Genomic DNA, 15582 nt, shown 5'->3' on the forward strand with positions numbered 1-15582 from the left:
TCCTGTGGAGGGTGCCCCAGCAGGCACCTTTTGGGTTTAGCGAGGGCTGGCGTTGCGGTTTAGCAGGATGATGTAGTCTTTGGCGCCGGATTGTTCCATCATTCCTGAGTATTTATTTTCTTCAAACTTTTTGCGATACGTTTTGCGTGCAATCTCACGAACCATGCAGCCCAGATGACCTGTTCCCGCAAGATCACGGCCGGCATCCAGTTCACACAGGGGCAGGAAACCTTCTTCCTGCTCGCGCGTCACGGGGAATTTCATCACAGAAAAACTGGTGACGTCGATTTTGTGCTCTTCCTTCAAACGAAGGGCCGGTCCCTTCTTCACAAGTTGCGAAGAATAGATGTAAGGAACTATCGCGGCAACTCTCAAACCCTGAGCTTGCGCATTTTTAATGCCCTCAACAAAGCGATCCATTTCATTTTGGATATCCAGACGCATATTTGAAGCAAAGAGCTCCACGAAGGGAAGCTGCGGATCCACTACGATCACGTCGTACTTGGAACCCTGTTGCTGATTGGCTTCCAAAAAGCCTCTCCACAACTCCAGATCCTCAATTTGATTTGGCGTCACACCCAACAACACCACCGGAGAGCTTTTGATCTCCATGCGAAGGCGCTCATAGACCCCTTTGCCCAACTTTTCCGGAATGTCGACCTGGGAGAATTTAATTTTCGGAATAGATCTTTCCTGAATCTGAAAGTTCATGGAAAAATACACACCCAATGCAACCACGGCAACTGCGCCGACCCAATATAAGTACTTCATAGGTGCGACCATCCTGCATTTCACAGGCTGAGTCCAGCGCCGCGCAATGCGGCAACCCGGGAGTTTCCCGCAAGAGATTTTAAGAGCGAACGAACTCTAAAAGTTCCTTGTAATTTCGACTGTCCGCCAGGCGCAGGCTGCGAATATAGCGGGCCCGGGCCTCTCCATGCTCTCCCAAGGTGCCCATATTCAGATTGCTCCCCCATGTGAACCGTTCATGTCCCAACGAAAACAACAACACATCCGCCATCACTCGCGCCCAACGACCATTACCATTGGGAAAAGGATGAATCCAAACCAGGCGATGATGAAAACGAGCGGCGATCTCATCCATGGGGTAAGTCTCATGCGTGATCTGATACTGAATATCCCCCATCAGCTTATTGATCTCCGAAGGGATCTGAAACCACTCGATACCGATGGACTTATTGGAGGTGCGATAGGTGCCCGCCCACTTCCATACCAGCCCGAACATTTCCCGGTGCAGTTCACGCAGAAATTTTTCTGTCAGAACATTCTTTCTTCTGCGACTGAATGCCCACTGCTCCCCGCGCAGAATATTGTCCTGCTCGACGGCGTTCAGCTCTTTTTGCGTGGAAATATACGTCGGCACCAAGCCTGCCAGCTCATTCGGATTTAAAGGGGTCGCCCCAGGTGGGTATTCCAGTTGAAAACTCATGGCTTCCTCCTCCACAGGCGGTTGTCGAGTTTGTTTTTCAGCTCCGTCGCAAGCTCGTGGAAGTGCAGTTCTGTTTCAGCTTTGCCTGCACGCTGCTGCTCAAGCTCCATCGTATGCAGAGTTTTTCCCAGAATTTTTTCAGCGGCCAATTTGGATTGTTCATCCACCATTTTTTCCAAACTGTCTTTGGGCACCAGCGCGTACACCAGCTCACATCCCATGGCATGCGCGGCTCTTTGCAATGTCTCTAGGGTCACTTTCTTTTCGGCTTCCCGCTGTTCCAGCAGACTGACTCCCGATTGCTGAATGCCCATGCGCTCTGCCAGCTGTTGGGAGGTCATTCCCAGCGATTCACGAATGGCCTTCACCCAACCCGATTTGGGATTGATGACCGTGCGAGCTGAGCGGAAAGACTTCAGCTTTTCATCCAAACTTCGTCGTTGTGTTTTGATCAGAGCTTTGTTTGTTCTCATGGTTTTTATTATATCTTATAATAGATTAAAAATACATCTATACATCTACTATAAAATATCAAAAATATATTTATTCATCTATTATAGAATATATTAAATCACCACAGATCACAAAAAGCCCTTTGATTTAAAGTATTTACTTTAAAATGCCACCAAACAGTCGCCAATAACCTCCAAAAATCATGGACTTACGTCTGATCTCAGTTCGGACTCCGAGGCTTTGTTTGGTTGCTATCTGTTAGAATTGTGTTAGGTTGCGACTATTACAGAGGACTTGATCCCTTAAAAGACAGGTACCGAACTATATGAATGCGACAACGACTTTATCTTACTCTTATCTTATTATTGGTGCAGGCCGTGTCGCCCGACATCTCGCACACTATTTCCAACTGCTCAATTTAAATTTCACAACTTGGGATCGCAGCCAAAGCGAATCTGCTTTTCAAAACAAAGCCACCAACGCCACACACCTTCTGGTTGCCATCAGTGACTCGGCCCTGGAAGCCTTCTACAGTGAACATCTCAAAGCTTTTGATGACAAAGTGTTGGTGCACTTTTCCGGCGCGCTCTATTTCAAGGGCATGATAGCCGCTCATCCGCTGATGACCTTCGGAAATGATCTTTATGATCTGAAGTCCTACCAACAAATTCACTTTGCCCTGACCGGCTGTGATGAGCTGAGCGAAGCCCTGCCGGGACTTCCCAACTCTTTCTCGTCCGTGTTTGCTTTTGAAAAAGCCCGCTATCATGCCCTGTGTGTTCTGGGTGGCAACTTCACCACCTTATTGATCGGCAAAATGCTTGAAGGCTTCGGTGAAATGAGAATCCCTGCCAGCGCCGCCAGGCCCTACATTGAAAAGGTTGTTGAAAATACACTGGCCAATCCTGGCGAAGCCTTCACAGGTCCGCTGGCGCGCAAAGACGCTGTGACCGTCGAAAAGAATCTTCAAGCCCTGAACAACGATCCTTATCAGGCGATTTACAAAGCCTTCCTTGAAACCCTTTGGCCCGAATATCCACGAAAGTGAGGTCTTATGAAAACCATCCTCGATTTCCATGACAGGAAAGTGAAACAGCAAAAGATCTCCATGATCACCTGCTATGACTATACGTTTGCACGCATTCTGGCTGAAAGTGATATTGACTGCCTGCTGGTCGGTGATTCGTTGGCGATGGTCATGCACGGGCACAAGACCACTCTGAATGCCTCTGTGGACATGATAGCCCTGCACACCGAAGCGGTGGTTCGTGGAGCCGGGGAAAAATTTGTCGTCGCCGACCTGCCTTTCCTGAGCTATCGCAAAGGTCTGACCGCCAATATGAACTACGTTGAAAAGATCATGAAGGCCGGAGCCCACGCGGTAAAACTTGAAGGCGGCGCGGGCAACATTGAGCTGGTTCGCCACCTTGTGGATTCCGGCGTGCCGGTCATGGCACATCTGGGGCTGACCCCGCAGTCTGTAAACCAGCTTGGCGGATTCAAAGTTCAAGGCCGCGACGAAAAAGCCCAGAAAGTTATAAAAGAGCACGCCCTGCAATTGCAGGATGCCGGGGCCTTCTCTGTCGTGCTGGAATGCGTACCTTCTAAACTTGCCAAAGAAATCACAGCGTCCTTGGATATTCCGACTATCGGGATCGGGGCGGGCTCAGACTGCGATGGCCAGGTTCTGGTTCTTCAGGATATGCTGGGCATGAATCAGGGATTCAAACCGAAGTTTGTCAGAACCTTCTTCAATGGTTTTGAAGCCATGAAAGATGCTTTCAATCAGTACCACAAGGAAGTCCACGAAGGCACCTTCCCGACGGAGAAAGAGAGCTACTCATGACAGTCATCCTAAGATCACCCCAGGAGTTCCGCACCTGGAGAAAACAACAAAAAGGTTCTGTGGGTTTCGTGCCTACCATGGGGGCTTTGCACACCGGACACGAAGAGCTGCTAAAACAAGCTCGCAAAAACAACGATGTTGTCGTGCTTTCTATTTTTGTAAATCCCACCCAGTTCAACGACCCTAATGACCTGGAAAAGTATCCCAAAACCTGGGAAGCCGATCTGGCGATGGCCGAAGCCAATAAGGTCGACGCCATCTTTTATCCCCGTTATGACGAAATGTACCCGGACAATTACCGGTACAAGGTGACCGAGAACAGTTATTCAAATCTTTTGGATGGGGCTCACCGCCCGGGTCACTTCGATGGCGTTTTATCCGTGGTGATGAAGCTGTTTAATATCGTGGCTCCCACACGCGCCTATTTTGGCGAAAAAGATTTTCAGCAAATGACTTTGATTCAAGGGATGGTGGAAAGCTTCTTTATGGATCTGGAAATTGTCCCCGTGCCGACGGTTCGGGAAGAAGATGGTCTGGCAAAAAGCTCTCGCAACGTGCGCCTGAACTCCAGCGAGCGCATGAAGGCACCGGCTATTTACAAAGCCATCACGGAAAGCCAGACCGCTGAGGAAGCGGCCGAAAAACTGACTGCCCAAGGATTTATCGTGGACTATGTAACGGATGTGGGAACCCGCCGCTTCGTTGCCGCCAGACTCGGGGACGTGAGGTTGATAGACAATGTCCAAATCTAAAGTCCTCTTTATGATGACAGGCTCTATTGCCTGCTACAAAGCCTGCCACGTGATTTCCCGTCTGGTGCAGAACAACTGTGACGTACAGGTGGTGGCCTCCCCTTCAGCCCTGAAGTTCGTCGGCAATGCCACTCTGGAAGGTTTGACCGGTCGCCCGGTCATCAGCGACATGTATGCCGCGGGCAACGTCATGGATCACATTCACTTGATGAGATGGGCCGATCTGATTCTGGTCGCTCCGGCGACAGCGAACTTTCTAAATAAAGCCGCACAAGGTGTTGGCGATGATCTGCTGCAAACACTGTTTCTGGCCCATGACTTCAAGAAACCTTTCCTGATTGCGCCGGCCATGAACACCAGCATGTATCTGCATCCGGTAACGCAAAAATCTTTGAAAGCCTTAAAAGAAATGGGCTTGCAGATTCTGGATACAGCTTCCGGAATTCTGGCTTGTGGAGAGGAAGGTTGGGGTAAGCTGTTGGAGCCTGATTTGATTCTGAAAATGGCTTTACAGGCTCTTCAACAAAAGCCCGTGGCTGAACCTGGCTCCAGCGTTGCGCCGAAATCAGCCGCCTTGTCCAAAGTAAAGGTTCTAATCACCGCAGGGGGCACCCAAGAACCGATCGACACCGTCCGAGTCATCAGCAACCTCAGTTCCGGTCGTACCGGCATTGCCATCGCGGAATATATGACCGAGATGGGTTTTGATGTGACCTTGCTGCAGGCCCATGGATCACCCAAGTCAGAGCACGTGACCCGTCGGGATCTTTTCGTCAGCTTTGCCACTTTGGATGAAAAGATAAAACATTATCTTTCCAGCGAAAACTTCACGCATGTGATTCACGCAGCCGCCGTCAGCGACTATTCCGTGGATACCATTGAGGTGGATGGTCAGCAATATCGCCCGTTTGAAGTCAAAAAAGTCAGCTCAGATGCAGATTCCATGCACATTCATCTGAAGCGCAATCACAAGATTGTGGATCGCCTGAAGGACTATTCTCAGAATAAGAGCCTGAAAGTGATCGCCTTTAAACTGACCAGTCACGCCAGTCCTGAACAAAGAACTGCCGCGGTGGAAAAGCTCTTTGCCAATTCCAATGCGGACTTTGTTGTTCACAATGATTTAAGCGAAATTGATATTGTCAAACGCACTCACAAGTTCACTCTGCATGACCATCACAGCGCTGTCGCCTGCGATAATCTGGATCAACTGACAAGTGAACTGGTGCGCGTTCTTATGCCAAAGGATACCTTATGATTCTATGTCTTGATGTGGGGAACACCCAAATCTATGCCGGACTTTTTGAAAAGGACAAGATGGTTCTTTCTTTCCGCAAGAACTCCAAAAGTGGAGCTTCTTCGGATGAAACCGGCATCTTCCTGCGCACGGCCATTCGGGAAAATGGTTTTGATCCGGCCAAGATCAAACAAATCGCCATCTGCAGTGTCGTCCCGGAAGTGATCTATTCTCTTCGTGGGGCCTGCATGAAGTACTTCAACATCAATCCATTCATCCTGCAAGCCGGTGTGAAAACGGGATTGAAAATCAAGTATCGCAACCCGTTGGAAGTCGGCGCAGATCGCATTGCAAACTCCATCGCCGCGACACATTTGTATCCAGGCAAAAACCTGATTCTGGTGGACCTGGGAACGGCCACAACTTTCTGCGCCGTCACCAAGGACAAGGACTACTTAGGCGGCTCGATCGTGGCCGGCCTTCGCCTTTGCATGGAGGCTCTGGAAAGCAAAACTGCCAAGCTTCCTTCTGTGGAAATCGTTTCCATGCATGAAGCTCTGGGCCGCTCAACTATCGAGAGCATTCAGTCGGGTCTGTATTATGGTCACTTGGGGACCATCAAAGAACTGACAGAAAGAATCACCAAAGAGTGCTTCCAGGGTGAAAAGCCGACGGTTATCGGCACCGGTGGCTTCTCGTATTTATTTGAAAAAGAAAAAGTTTTTGATGAGATTGTCCCTGATCTAGTACTCAAGGGCATGCTGATCGCGCTTCAACATAACGCTTAAGGAATAATGTATGAATATCTCAATGCTAAGAACCAAAATCCATCGTGCAACTGTGACGGGCGCGGATCTGAACTATGAAGGCTCTGTGAGCATCTGTCCGGATCTGATCAAGGCCTCTGGCCTTCTGATCAATGAACGTGTTGATATCTATAACTGCAACAACGGCGCCCGCTTCTCCACTTACGTAATCAAAGGGAAAAAAGGCGAGATCTGCCTGAACGGAGCCGCCGCCCGCCACGTGCAAAAGGGCGATCTGGTGATCATCTGTTCTTATTGCGGCCTGAGCCTGGAAGAAGGAAAAAAACATGAGCCCACAGTGGTCTTTGTGAATGCAAAAAACAAAGTGACTGAGAAGCGCAAAGAAGACCGCAAAAATAATAAATAGCTTCAATCCAGAAGACAGGAATAAGCCTTCCCGCCTCAGGGAGGGCTCCATTCCGGCACACGGGTGCCTAAGCAGCTTGACCCTGCTGCAAAATTCCTTCAGTTTAGCCCTATATGGGTATCACACTTTTACAACTGCAATCCGGCCACAAAGCCTTTGGCTCCAAAGTTCTTTTCGACGACGCCACTTTCGCCATCAATGAAGGCGAACACGTGGGCGTTATTGGGCCCAATGGCGCCGGAAAATCCACACTTTTTAAGATCCTCGTCGATCAGGAACATTTGGACGAGGGCATCGTCACCAAGTCCCAGCAACTGCGCCTGGGATATCTGGAACAGGAAGCTGACTGGGATGTGGATCAAAAAGTTGAAGACTATCTGGAAAAGAACTGCCTGAAGCCCTTGTGGGAACTAAAGCAGTTTGGTCTGAAGCTGGGCCTGACAGAGGCTCATTTTCAATCGCACCTCAAGCAGCTGAGCGGGGGCTATCGTATGCGCGTGAAGCTTTTGTTCCTGATCGGACAAGAGCCGAATCTGCTGCTGCTGGATGAGCCGACGAACTTTCTGGATCTGGAAACCTTGTTGGTGTTAGAAAACTTCCTGCAGGAGTTTAAAGGGGCCTTTCTATTGATTTCGCACGATCGTGAATTCCTGCGTCGTGTGACGGATCATATCCTTGAAGTGGAATCCGGCGACATTGTGAAATTCCCGGGCAGTCTGGATGACTATTTCGAGCAAAAACAAATGCTGAATGAAATTCTGCAAAAGCAGATTCTAAGCCAGCAGGCCAAACGCAAATCCATCATGGACTTCGTCACCCGCTTCGGGGCCAAGGCCACCAAAGCTCGCCAGGCACAAAGCCGCCTGAAGGCGCTGGAAAAGATGGAAGTCATCGAAATGAAGGCCGCGCCGACTCATTCCCATATTCATATTCCGCCGGCCGTGCCCACGGGAAAAACCATTCTGGAAGTGGAACATGTCGATTGTGGTTATGGCGACAAAGTGATCCTTAAGGACGTTTCACTGCGCCTAGAGCGTGGAAATCACTTGGGTATTGTCGGACTCAATGGCGCCGGAAAGTCCACTCTGCTAAAATCCCTGGGCGAACAGATTCCGCTGGTGAAGGGCTCTATCAAATGGGGCCATCAAGTCAGCTTCTCGTACTTTGCACAACACACCCCGGAGGCTCTGAATCCCGAACACTCAGTCTTGGAAGCCATGGCTTCGGCGGCTCACAAAGAAGTCACGCAACAGGATGTTTTGAATATCGCCGGAAGTTTGCTGTTCTCTGGTGACAATGTTCATAAGAAGGTCAAAGTGCTCTCGGGAGGCGAAAAATCCCGTGTGGCCCTGGGACAGATTCTTTTGCAGAAGTCGCCTTTGCTGTTACTGGATGAACCGACGAATCACCTTGATTTCGACACCGTCGAAGCTCTGACCACGGCCTTGGAAAAGTACGAAGGTACGATCATCACCGTCAGCCATGATCGCGGCTTTATCGGGCGTGTGGCCAACAAGATTCTGGAAGTGAACAATGGTAAACTGACTTTGTATCCCGGCACTTACGATGAGTACGTTTGGAGCTTGCAGAAAGGTTTCTTAGCCGAGCGTCAGACCGAAGAGGTCCACCCGACGCAAAGGGCAATTTCCGCCAAAGAGACGGACAGTCCGAAGTTCAACTACAAAGAAGAGCGCAAGCGCATTGAGACACAGATCAAGAAGGCCCAGAAGCTGATTGAGGATTGCGACAAGAAGATTGCCGATCTTTCCAAAAAAAGAGATTCTATAAATGAAACTTTGATGACTGCGGCCGGCGATAAAGCCGCGGGACTATCCAAAGAGCTGTATGAAATCAGCGGCGCCATCGAGGATCTGGAATCCACGATGTTGCAAGCGATGGAAGATCAGCAAAATTTTGAAGTCGAGCTTAAGGGCCTGATCGGTTAACTAAGGAGTCTGTTTTGAAGTCCGTTTCCAAATCACTGCTAGTTGTTTTGATGTTGTCTGTTGTCGGCTGCACCAGCTATTTCAAAAGAAAGAACTGCGAAGAGATCAACTGGTTTGAACACGGACAGAAAGTCGCCATGCGCGGTCAATGGCTTAACGCCGACAACACCCTGAACGAATGCCGCAAGGTCGAAGCAGACATTCAGGAATCCCAGTTGGATCGAGGTTTCAAAAGTGGCGTCGAGAAGTACTGCTCGGGCCCAAACACTTATCTTATTGGAAAGTCCGGGGATCTTTTTTCCCGCGATCTTTGTGAAGGGCCACAAATCAATGTGCTAGTCGCTGAACACCAAAAAGGTCTTCGTGATTACTGCGCGAAATCCAACGGCTATACGGCAGGGACTTCGGGCAAACGCTATCAGAACGTCTGTCCGAAAGATCTGGAGGCCGCATTCCTGCCTGAATACCGCAAAGGACGTCGCAAGTATGTTCAGTCCCTGATCGAAAGCAAAGACAAACAAGTTCGCAACATCGACATGGATATCACGGCAAAAAGGAATTCACTGTCCTTTGCCAAGGGCTCTTTGCATATGCTGGAAACCCAGAAAACCAGCCTGGAACACCAAAAAAACTCAGCGTTAAGTTCGAAGCAGTCTTATTTGGTGACACATTTTGAATCTCAGATTCAATCTTTGGATTCCGATCTGTCTCTGAAGCGTTCCGAAGTGTCCAACCTGGAAAGCGATATCAGAAATCTGGAATCCAGCCGCGATAAGCTTAATCAGGAAATCAACAGCCACCGCGAAGAACTTCCCAGCCTGGAACAACCTTAGTTCGGAACGCGGAACCACTCGATAGCGTCGACGTAGGCCTTCGGTTGATAAGCGTTGGCCTGCTCGCTCCAATGAACTTCCCGCCAGCCAAGACTTTTAAAGGACGAACTTTCCACGTCGCGTTTTTGAATGAATTCAAAGACGTTGGAAACCTGTACCAGCTCCGCCCTCTTCATCAACAGTGACGGCAGGTGGAACTGCACAAAAGCCGTTCCTTTGTTTTCAGCACCAAAACCTTCGGCACCTTCTTTAAGATAGCGGCCATAGTGGACTTCTTTGTTCAAATCACAGTGATCCACCACCAGCAGTTTTTCTGTTTCGTCGGCATAATCCATGACATAGCTGAAGTTGTAGCCGCCACATTTTTCAACGATGGTTCGGGTGGACTTGATTTCACCAAAAGACTTTACCGGAATTGGATACTTGGACGGCAGCATCCATAGATTTTCATCATCCCGCAAGGCAATCTGAATTTTGGGCTGAGCCTTGGCAATCTTCATAAACTGCTTCAGAACCGCAGATTTTTCGGTCAGATCACCATGGGCGATGAACAGAATATCAAAGGACGCCTCGGCAAAAGCATCCTGGAATCCGTTGCCGCGCAGTTCGTTGGTGAAGTTGGCGACAAATACGCGATGAGCTTCCGAGTCTTTAATCGCCTTGGTCTTAGAAACAAACATATTGATGTTCTTAATGGCTTCCGCTGCCTTTAACAGCGTTGTGGTTCTTTCGCCCACGAAGGCCCCACCCACAATGGGCAGTGGCTCGGAATGCTCTGAACGCAACAAGGTCGGGATCATACGGTAGAAGTCAAAACGCTCCTTCATGGAAAGCCCACGGTAGGCATTCACCCAGCTGGTGACCAGCAAGGGACGAAGACTCATTTCCACAACCTGATCTGCCAGAATCTCACTGGCTTCTTCTTTATCCTGACACAAACCAAAGTGCTCAGACTGCTTCCATGAGGAAGCACAGTACGCAGGAACTGACTTCAATACATAAGGCCACTTCACTTTGCGCAAAGCCGTTTTCAAGTGAGTGTTCGGATCACCGATATCCAGATCGCCCAAATCCAGATAGACCAGAAAATCGGTGAAGACTTCTTCCATCAAAGCCTGCTGCGCGAAGAAGCCATCGTTGCGTTCACGATACCAAACCTTGGCCAGCGCCTTTTCCAGATGACCCGGAGCTGCCAGCAACTTCTCTCCGATAAAGACATGATGACCTCGAACCTTGAACAGATAAGGTCGGTCCTCCATGATAGTCAGCTGCACCTTTCTTTCAAAAGGCTCGATGCTTTCCAAAAGACGCTCGATCTTTTGAATTCGATAGGTCAGATCCCGGCTTTGTTCGCTGAAGTAAGTACTAAACGGCGTTTCCTTGTTCACGGCACAACGATAAACGGTGTCGGTGGATTGAACCCCCAGCCTGTCGATTCTTTCGACAACCTTGGATTCAATACAGAGCGGCCTTCTTGTCATCTGAACGACAAAAAGGCTAAGTAGGCCAAAACACAGGAAACTAAGGGCGGTCAACCAACGAGCTAACATAACAATCCAGACGGATTGCAAAGGCCGGGCCCTTAACCTAGATCTATCCGGTAACTCACTTCCACGGCCTGCAAGAATTTTTCATCATGCGAAACCACCAGGAGAGCTCCCTTAAAATCGAGCAGAGCTCGTTCCAAAACCTGCAGGCTGTCCAGATCCAGATTATTGGTGGGTTCGTCCAGAATCAGAAGTTGGGCTGCGGGGTCAGACAGAAATATCTTTGCCAATGATGCTTTCAACTTTTCCCCACCACTTAGTTCACACACCTGCCTGTTCACCGTTTCACCCATAAACTGGAAGCGAGCCAGCTGGTTTCGTACCAAGGCCGGATCACGCCGACTCTGCTCCATCACGTTTTCCATAACCGACTGATTCGGGTTCAGTAGCGAGTACTGCTGATCTAAGAGGCGCACCTGCACATCCCCCAGATGACAGACTCCGGTGCTGGCGGACAACTGTATTTGTCTCAACAAAGCTCTGATCAAAGAACTCTTTCCTGAGCCGTTTCGTCCCACCAGAGCCCAGCGTTGGGGTCCCCGCATGGTCCTCGTCAAAGGGTTGGCCCAAAGAAAATGCTCCTGACCTTCAAAGCGCAAATTGAAATCCTGAAGCTCGAAAATCAATTTGCCGTCGGGGATCTCTGTGCCACTTAAATCCAGCCCCAGATGGGTTTCCATCTTCTGCGACTGAATCAGGGAGTTCAGTTCTTCTTTGGATCTTTCCACACGCTTTTCCTCGCGTGCCTGAATCCTGCCGTGCGTTTCCTGAGCTCGGCGCTTCAATCCTCCCACCAGAATGCGCGGCAGGCCGCCTTTGTCGGCAAGGGCCTGGCCCGCGCGCATGCGCTTTTCCTGGGTGCGCAACTTTTCCTGATGTTCCCGCTCAACTTTCTTTTTATCCCGACGAGCCCGATCGATCCGTTCCGCCAGCAGTTCACGTTCTGCTTCTTTTTGCTCTTCATAAGCCGAGTAGGATCCGCCATAGCTTTGCAAACCCTGACTGGAAAGCTCCCAGATTCCATCGACTTGCTCCAGCAGTTCCCGATCATGGCTGATCACCAGCACAGAACCCGCATAGCGGCGGACAAAGTCTCGAATCACTGCGCGCGCCTCACGATCCAGATTGTTGGTCGGCTCATCCAGAATCAAAAGCCCCGCTGCCTGGGAAAGGGCTTCAGCAATCCGCACCCGGGTCCATTCACCACCACTTAGTTCAGTCAGTGGTTTGTCGAGCGCAATGTCTTGCAGTAAAGGTCCCCACACTGCGGGATCCGCCAAGGGACTGTCCCACAAAGCCAAAAGATACTCAGCCACGGTGGTTGCGGGACGCTCCTGCATCTGAGCCAGATACACGACGGCCTGATCCACCAGAAGCTCCCCACTGGTGGCCGCCAATTGTCCTGAGATAATCTTAGCCAGTGTGCTTTTGCCAACCCCATTTGGGCCCACCAAAGCACAGCGCTGAAAATTCCATGTAAATGAAATATCCGAAAAAAGCTTTTCCCCGCGGGGAAGCTCATAACTCAGGGACCTTGCCGTCACCTGAATGAAATGATTTTGCATATTAATATATCCGTCCCTAGCCCGGTGCGGGCCTCAGAGTGTTCTTGGAAAAGGAATAAGACGACGGATTTAATTTCTCATAGACGTCGGGTTTAGCGCCCGACAGTCATAGACTACTACAATTTGTTCCGGCTCACAAGCCCCCCAAACAAAAGCCCCGAAGATTGACTTAAGAAAGATTTGTGAGAAGTTCATAATGTTTTGAAGAAGCTGATTATCTGTCTTTTATTATCATTTGCCTTGCACCTGCTGGCCTTGGGGACCTTAAGGCTTTCCACGCCCTCTTCTCATCCTGAGATCGGAGAAATTGTGGATCTTACTGTCGTCAACCCGGTGACGGCGAATACTCCCGCCGCAGCCGCCTCGGCCCCCGTGGCCGCTCCATCTACTCCTCCGGCTGTTCCCAGTTCCTCCAGCGCACCAACGACCTCGTCTGAAAATCTTGCCGAACACACTTCCGCCGCAGAATCTGAGATGGGTTCCGACCAGTTCAGTGACGACTCCACCCCCGTCGTGGGCTGGAGTGAAATCACCCGCCTCCCCAAGGTGAAACGTGAAGTGAAAGCTCAATATCCTGCCGAAGCCAAAAGTGCCGGTGTTGATGGTCCCGTTCTTCTTGAGATCCTGATCGACCGCCATGGCCAGGTCCGACAAGTCAAGGTCCTGAGCGGTCCCGGATATGGGTTGAATGAATCCGCCGTGGCAGCGCTGAAGAGTTTTGAGTTTCAACCAGCTTTCAAAGGCAAGGAATCAGTTGCCGTTAAGATCCGTTACACCTATAGATTTAAGCTGGAAGTAAATTAAGTCCGTACATCTAAAGGAATTCAACGTGAAATACTCTGTTCTTCTTGCCGGCCTGCTTGTTGCGACTATGGTTACGGCTGTGGCCGCTGCTCAGGAATCTATTCCCAGCTTTGAAACCGTGGTCGAAGATGTTGTGTTTAATACATCCAACAAGGTCGTGATCGACGAAAAAACCATCAAAGAATCCCGTGCGCCCAATATCACAAGTCTGCTTTCCAGTCAGGCCAACGTCACGGTTGTCAGTACGGCCTTTCAACCCAATTCAATATTTATTCGTGGTGGTGATTCCAGTCATGTGATGATCATCGTTGACGGCGTGCCATTTTATGATGCTTCAACAATCCAAAGAACCTTCAATCTGAACTCTTTGGATATCAAATCCGTTCGTCGCATTGAAATCATCAAAGGAGGACAGACAGTCCTTTATGGTGGTCAGGCCCTCAGTGGCGTCATCAAAATCGACACCATTCCGCAGGATTTCAAAACGAAAACAGGCCTGCAAGTTCAGGCCGGAACCCAGAACTTCCGCGATATCACGGCTGTTCACACCGAAGCTCTGGATGAAACCCACGCTTTTCTGATGCGTGGCCACGGCTCCTGGAAAGATGCAATGTCTCCGGTAGAAGACTCGGATAAAAGCTATGCCCAAAACAACTGGAATGGTGACGCAGCCTATGCCTGGAAGGGCTCGGTCGAAGGACATCTGAAAACCAGCTTCTTGCAGGACCTCAATTACTCTCCGGGTTCAGACCGCACTTCCAACAGAATTTATGATACGGAAGGGTTTGAAACTTACACTCGTCAATCCGCAGCTTCGGCTCACCTGAAGTTCAATGACCTGGCGTGGGAACCGCGCCTGGCTTTGAGCATGCAAAACAGCTTGCGTAAATACGAATGGCCCGCAACCACTCCCCCGGACATGAACAATCCCACCGGCACTGATCAGCGCTATGGCGCCAATCTGAAAACAGCGCGTGTGGATTTCACTCCCTATAAAGGGGAACAACTGTCCGTGAACGGCGGCCTCAGCTATATCTACGAAGACTTCGTTTACAGAAACAAAGGCACAGAAACCGTGAATAAGTTCAGTGAACAAAGAGGTCTGTTCTTAAAAGCCGACTACACGTGGACACCCGGTTTTGCTGTGGCCGTGGGTGGCCGCCTGGAAAACTGGGACGATCAGGATGCAGTCTCAACTTATCAACTGGGCTTGACCTTGTTTGAAAGAACCAAGCTTGAAGTGGCTTCCGGCTATAAAATTCCGTCTTTGTTCCAACTCTTTTCTTCTTACGGAAACCCGGATCTGAAAACGGAAAAGGCAACTCAGTACAGTCTGATGCAGGAATGGGCTGTTTCAGAAAGACAGAATCTGTCTGTGACCTTGTTCTATGCAGAGTTCAAGGATCTACTGCAGATCACCGGCACGTTCCCTGCTATGAAGTACAACAATGTCTCCAAATCCAAAACCCGCGGCGTCGACATCACCTACACCATGCGCCCGTTTGAGAATGGAACTTTGATGGCCACCTACGGATATCAGGAGCCACGCGATGTCGACAATGATCGCTGGCTGCTGCGCCGTCCACTGGTGAATGGAAGCCTGAAGTATCTGCAGACACTTGACAGGCACACAGGTTCGATCGAACTCATTGGTGCTGGAACTCGCACAGACTATGGATTCCAATCCGTTCCTACTGTAAACCCAGGCTACGTGATCGCCAATGCGGCTTATTCCTTTGCGTGGACTTCAGATCGCACCGTCTTCACGCGGTTGAACAATCTGACCAACAATCGTTACCAAGACACCTACAGCTACCTGGCAGATGGCTTCAACGCCTCTGTGGGAGCGGAGTTCTGGTTCTAGACCTAAGATCAGCGCAAGGGATTTCAAGTCCCTTGCGAATCTCCCGGAACAGGACCATATCGTCATTTGACACAAACTGGCCTTACTTATCAGAGTGTTCTTCATGTAAATT

At 49.9% G+C, this 15582-nt stretch carries 15 protein-coding genes; 10 read left to right on the top strand and 5 right to left on the bottom strand.

Going from position 1 to position 15582, the window contains the following annotated elements; genetic code table 11:
- Positions 1–36 precede the first annotated feature (36 nt).
- The 3 genes from ACZ5ZZ_RS15750 to ACZ5ZZ_RS15760 all read right to left on the bottom strand — a co-directional run bounded on the left by ACZ5ZZ_RS15750 (position 37) and on the right by ACZ5ZZ_RS15760 (position 1923).
- Positions 37–771: a hypothetical protein gene (locus ACZ5ZZ_RS15750; protein WP_464118690.1), complete on the bottom strand. Its 735-nt coding sequence runs from the start codon at positions 769–771 to the stop codon at positions 37–39.
- A 79-nt stretch (positions 772–850) separates the two neighbouring features.
- Entirely contained in the window at positions 851–1450 is a 600-nt protein-coding gene (locus tag ACZ5ZZ_RS15755; RefSeq protein WP_464118691.1) for a mobile mystery protein B, read from the bottom strand.
- Positions 1447–1923 (bottom strand): mobile mystery protein A, encoded by a 477-nt coding sequence (locus ACZ5ZZ_RS15760; RefSeq protein WP_464132251.1) that lies wholly within the window; start codon positions 1921–1923, stop codon positions 1447–1449. Before ACZ5ZZ_RS15760 ends, ACZ5ZZ_RS15755 begins: the two co-directional genes overlap by 4 nt.
- A gap of 305 nt (positions 1924–2228) precedes the next feature.
- On the opposite strand from ACZ5ZZ_RS15760, the gene ACZ5ZZ_RS15765 reads away from it, so the two are divergent.
- From ACZ5ZZ_RS15765 to ACZ5ZZ_RS15800, 8 genes are all read left to right on the top strand, one after another.
- Positions 2229–2951: a DUF2520 domain-containing protein gene (locus tag ACZ5ZZ_RS15765; protein ID WP_464140239.1), complete on the top strand. Its 723-nt coding sequence runs from the start codon at positions 2229–2231 to the stop codon at positions 2949–2951.
- Between the two features lie 6 nt (positions 2952–2957).
- Complete coding sequence (panB, locus tag ACZ5ZZ_RS15770; protein ID WP_464140242.1) at positions 2958–3749, top strand: 3-methyl-2-oxobutanoate hydroxymethyltransferase; 792 nt, start codon at positions 2958–2960, stop codon at positions 3747–3749.
- The gene (gene panC / locus ACZ5ZZ_RS15775) at positions 3746–4501 is read left to right on the top strand and encodes a pantoate--beta-alanine ligase (RefSeq protein ID WP_464140245.1); all 756 of its coding nucleotides are present in this window, start codon (positions 3746–3748) and stop codon (positions 4499–4501) included. Before panB ends, panC begins: the two co-directional genes overlap by 4 nt.
- Positions 4488–5759 carry a bifunctional phosphopantothenoylcysteine decarboxylase/phosphopantothenate--cysteine ligase CoaBC gene (gene coaBC / locus ACZ5ZZ_RS15780; RefSeq protein ID WP_464140248.1) on the top strand — a complete coding sequence of 424 codons (1272 nt, stop codon included), beginning with the start codon at positions 4488–4490 and terminating at the stop codon, positions 5757–5759. The genes panC and coaBC overlap by 14 nt, the downstream gene beginning before the upstream one ends.
- Positions 5756–6526: a type III pantothenate kinase gene (locus tag ACZ5ZZ_RS15785; protein WP_464118697.1), complete on the top strand. Its 771-nt coding sequence runs from the start codon at positions 5756–5758 to the stop codon at positions 6524–6526. The genes coaBC and ACZ5ZZ_RS15785 overlap by 4 nt, the downstream gene beginning before the upstream one ends.
- 10 nt (positions 6527–6536) lie before the next feature.
- Complete coding sequence (panD, locus tag ACZ5ZZ_RS15790; protein WP_464118698.1) at positions 6537–6911, top strand: aspartate 1-decarboxylase; 375 nt, start codon at positions 6537–6539, stop codon at positions 6909–6911.
- A gap of 113 nt (positions 6912–7024) precedes the next feature.
- The gene (locus ACZ5ZZ_RS15795) at positions 7025–8857 is read left to right on the top strand and encodes an ATP-binding cassette domain-containing protein (protein WP_464132255.1); all 1833 of its coding nucleotides are present in this window, start codon (positions 7025–7027) and stop codon (positions 8855–8857) included.
- Between the two features lie 14 nt (positions 8858–8871).
- Positions 8872–9690 carry a DUF2799 domain-containing protein gene (locus tag ACZ5ZZ_RS15800; RefSeq protein ID WP_464140251.1) on the top strand — a complete coding sequence of 273 codons (819 nt, stop codon included), beginning with the start codon at positions 8872–8874 and terminating at the stop codon, positions 9688–9690.
- Here the strand turns inward: ACZ5ZZ_RS15800 and ACZ5ZZ_RS15805 are convergent.
- Positions 9687–11171: a hypothetical protein gene (locus ACZ5ZZ_RS15805; RefSeq protein ID WP_464140254.1), complete on the bottom strand. Its 1485-nt coding sequence runs from the start codon at positions 11169–11171 to the stop codon at positions 9687–9689. The two genes, ACZ5ZZ_RS15800 and ACZ5ZZ_RS15805, sit on opposite strands and share 4 nt — an antisense overlap.
- Positions 11172–11272: 101 nt before the next feature.
- The gene (locus ACZ5ZZ_RS15810) at positions 11273–12802 is read right to left on the bottom strand and encodes an ABC-F family ATP-binding cassette domain-containing protein (RefSeq protein WP_464140257.1); all 1530 of its coding nucleotides are present in this window, start codon (positions 12800–12802) and stop codon (positions 11273–11275) included.
- A gap of 201 nt (positions 12803–13003) precedes the next feature.
- Here ACZ5ZZ_RS15810 and ACZ5ZZ_RS15815 point away from each other — a divergent pair, with 201 nt between their 5' ends.
- Complete coding sequence (locus ACZ5ZZ_RS15815) at positions 13004–13606, top strand: energy transducer TonB (RefSeq protein ID WP_464140260.1); 603 nt, start codon at positions 13004–13006, stop codon at positions 13604–13606.
- 25 nt (positions 13607–13631) lie between these two features.
- A complete protein-coding gene (locus ACZ5ZZ_RS15820; RefSeq protein ID WP_464140263.1) occupies positions 13632–15470 on the top strand; it encodes a TonB-dependent receptor plug domain-containing protein in 1839 nt (612 codons plus the stop codon).
- Positions 15471–15582: the final 112 nt, after the last annotated feature.

The organism is Bdellovibrio sp. HM001 (genome assembly GCF_055397275.1).

Coding starts and splice junctions, on each gene's coding strand:
- ACZ5ZZ_RS15750 (WP_464118690.1), bottom strand. CDS start 771: ATGAAGTACTTATATTGGGTCGGCGCAGTTGCCGTGGTTGCATTGGGT.
- ACZ5ZZ_RS15755 (WP_464118691.1), bottom strand. CDS start 1,450: ATGAGTTTTCAACTGGAATACCCACCTGGGGCGACCCCTTTAAATCCG.
- ACZ5ZZ_RS15760 (WP_464132251.1), bottom strand. CDS start 1,923: ATGAGAACAAACAAAGCTCTGATCAAAACACAACGACGAAGTTTGGAT.
- ACZ5ZZ_RS15765 (WP_464140239.1), top strand. CDS start 2,229: ATGAATGCGACAACGACTTTATCTTACTCTTATCTTATTATTGGTGCA.
- panB (WP_464140242.1), top strand. CDS start 2,958: ATGAAAACCATCCTCGATTTCCATGACAGGAAAGTGAAACAGCAAAAG.
- panC (WP_464140245.1), top strand. CDS start 3,746: ATGACAGTCATCCTAAGATCACCCCAGGAGTTCCGCACCTGGAGAAAA.
- coaBC (WP_464140248.1), top strand. CDS start 4,488: ATGTCCAAATCTAAAGTCCTCTTTATGATGACAGGCTCTATTGCCTGC.
- ACZ5ZZ_RS15785 (WP_464118697.1), top strand. CDS start 5,756: ATGATTCTATGTCTTGATGTGGGGAACACCCAAATCTATGCCGGACTT.
- panD (WP_464118698.1), top strand. CDS start 6,537: ATGAATATCTCAATGCTAAGAACCAAAATCCATCGTGCAACTGTGACG.
- ACZ5ZZ_RS15795 (WP_464132255.1), top strand. CDS start 7,025: ATGGGTATCACACTTTTACAACTGCAATCCGGCCACAAAGCCTTTGGC.
- ACZ5ZZ_RS15805 (WP_464140254.1), bottom strand. CDS start 11,171: ATGACAAGAAGGCCGCTCTGTATTGAATCCAAGGTTGTCGAAAGAATC.
- ACZ5ZZ_RS15810 (WP_464140257.1), bottom strand. CDS start 12,802: ATGCAAAATCATTTCATTCAGGTGACGGCAAGGTCCCTGAGTTATGAG.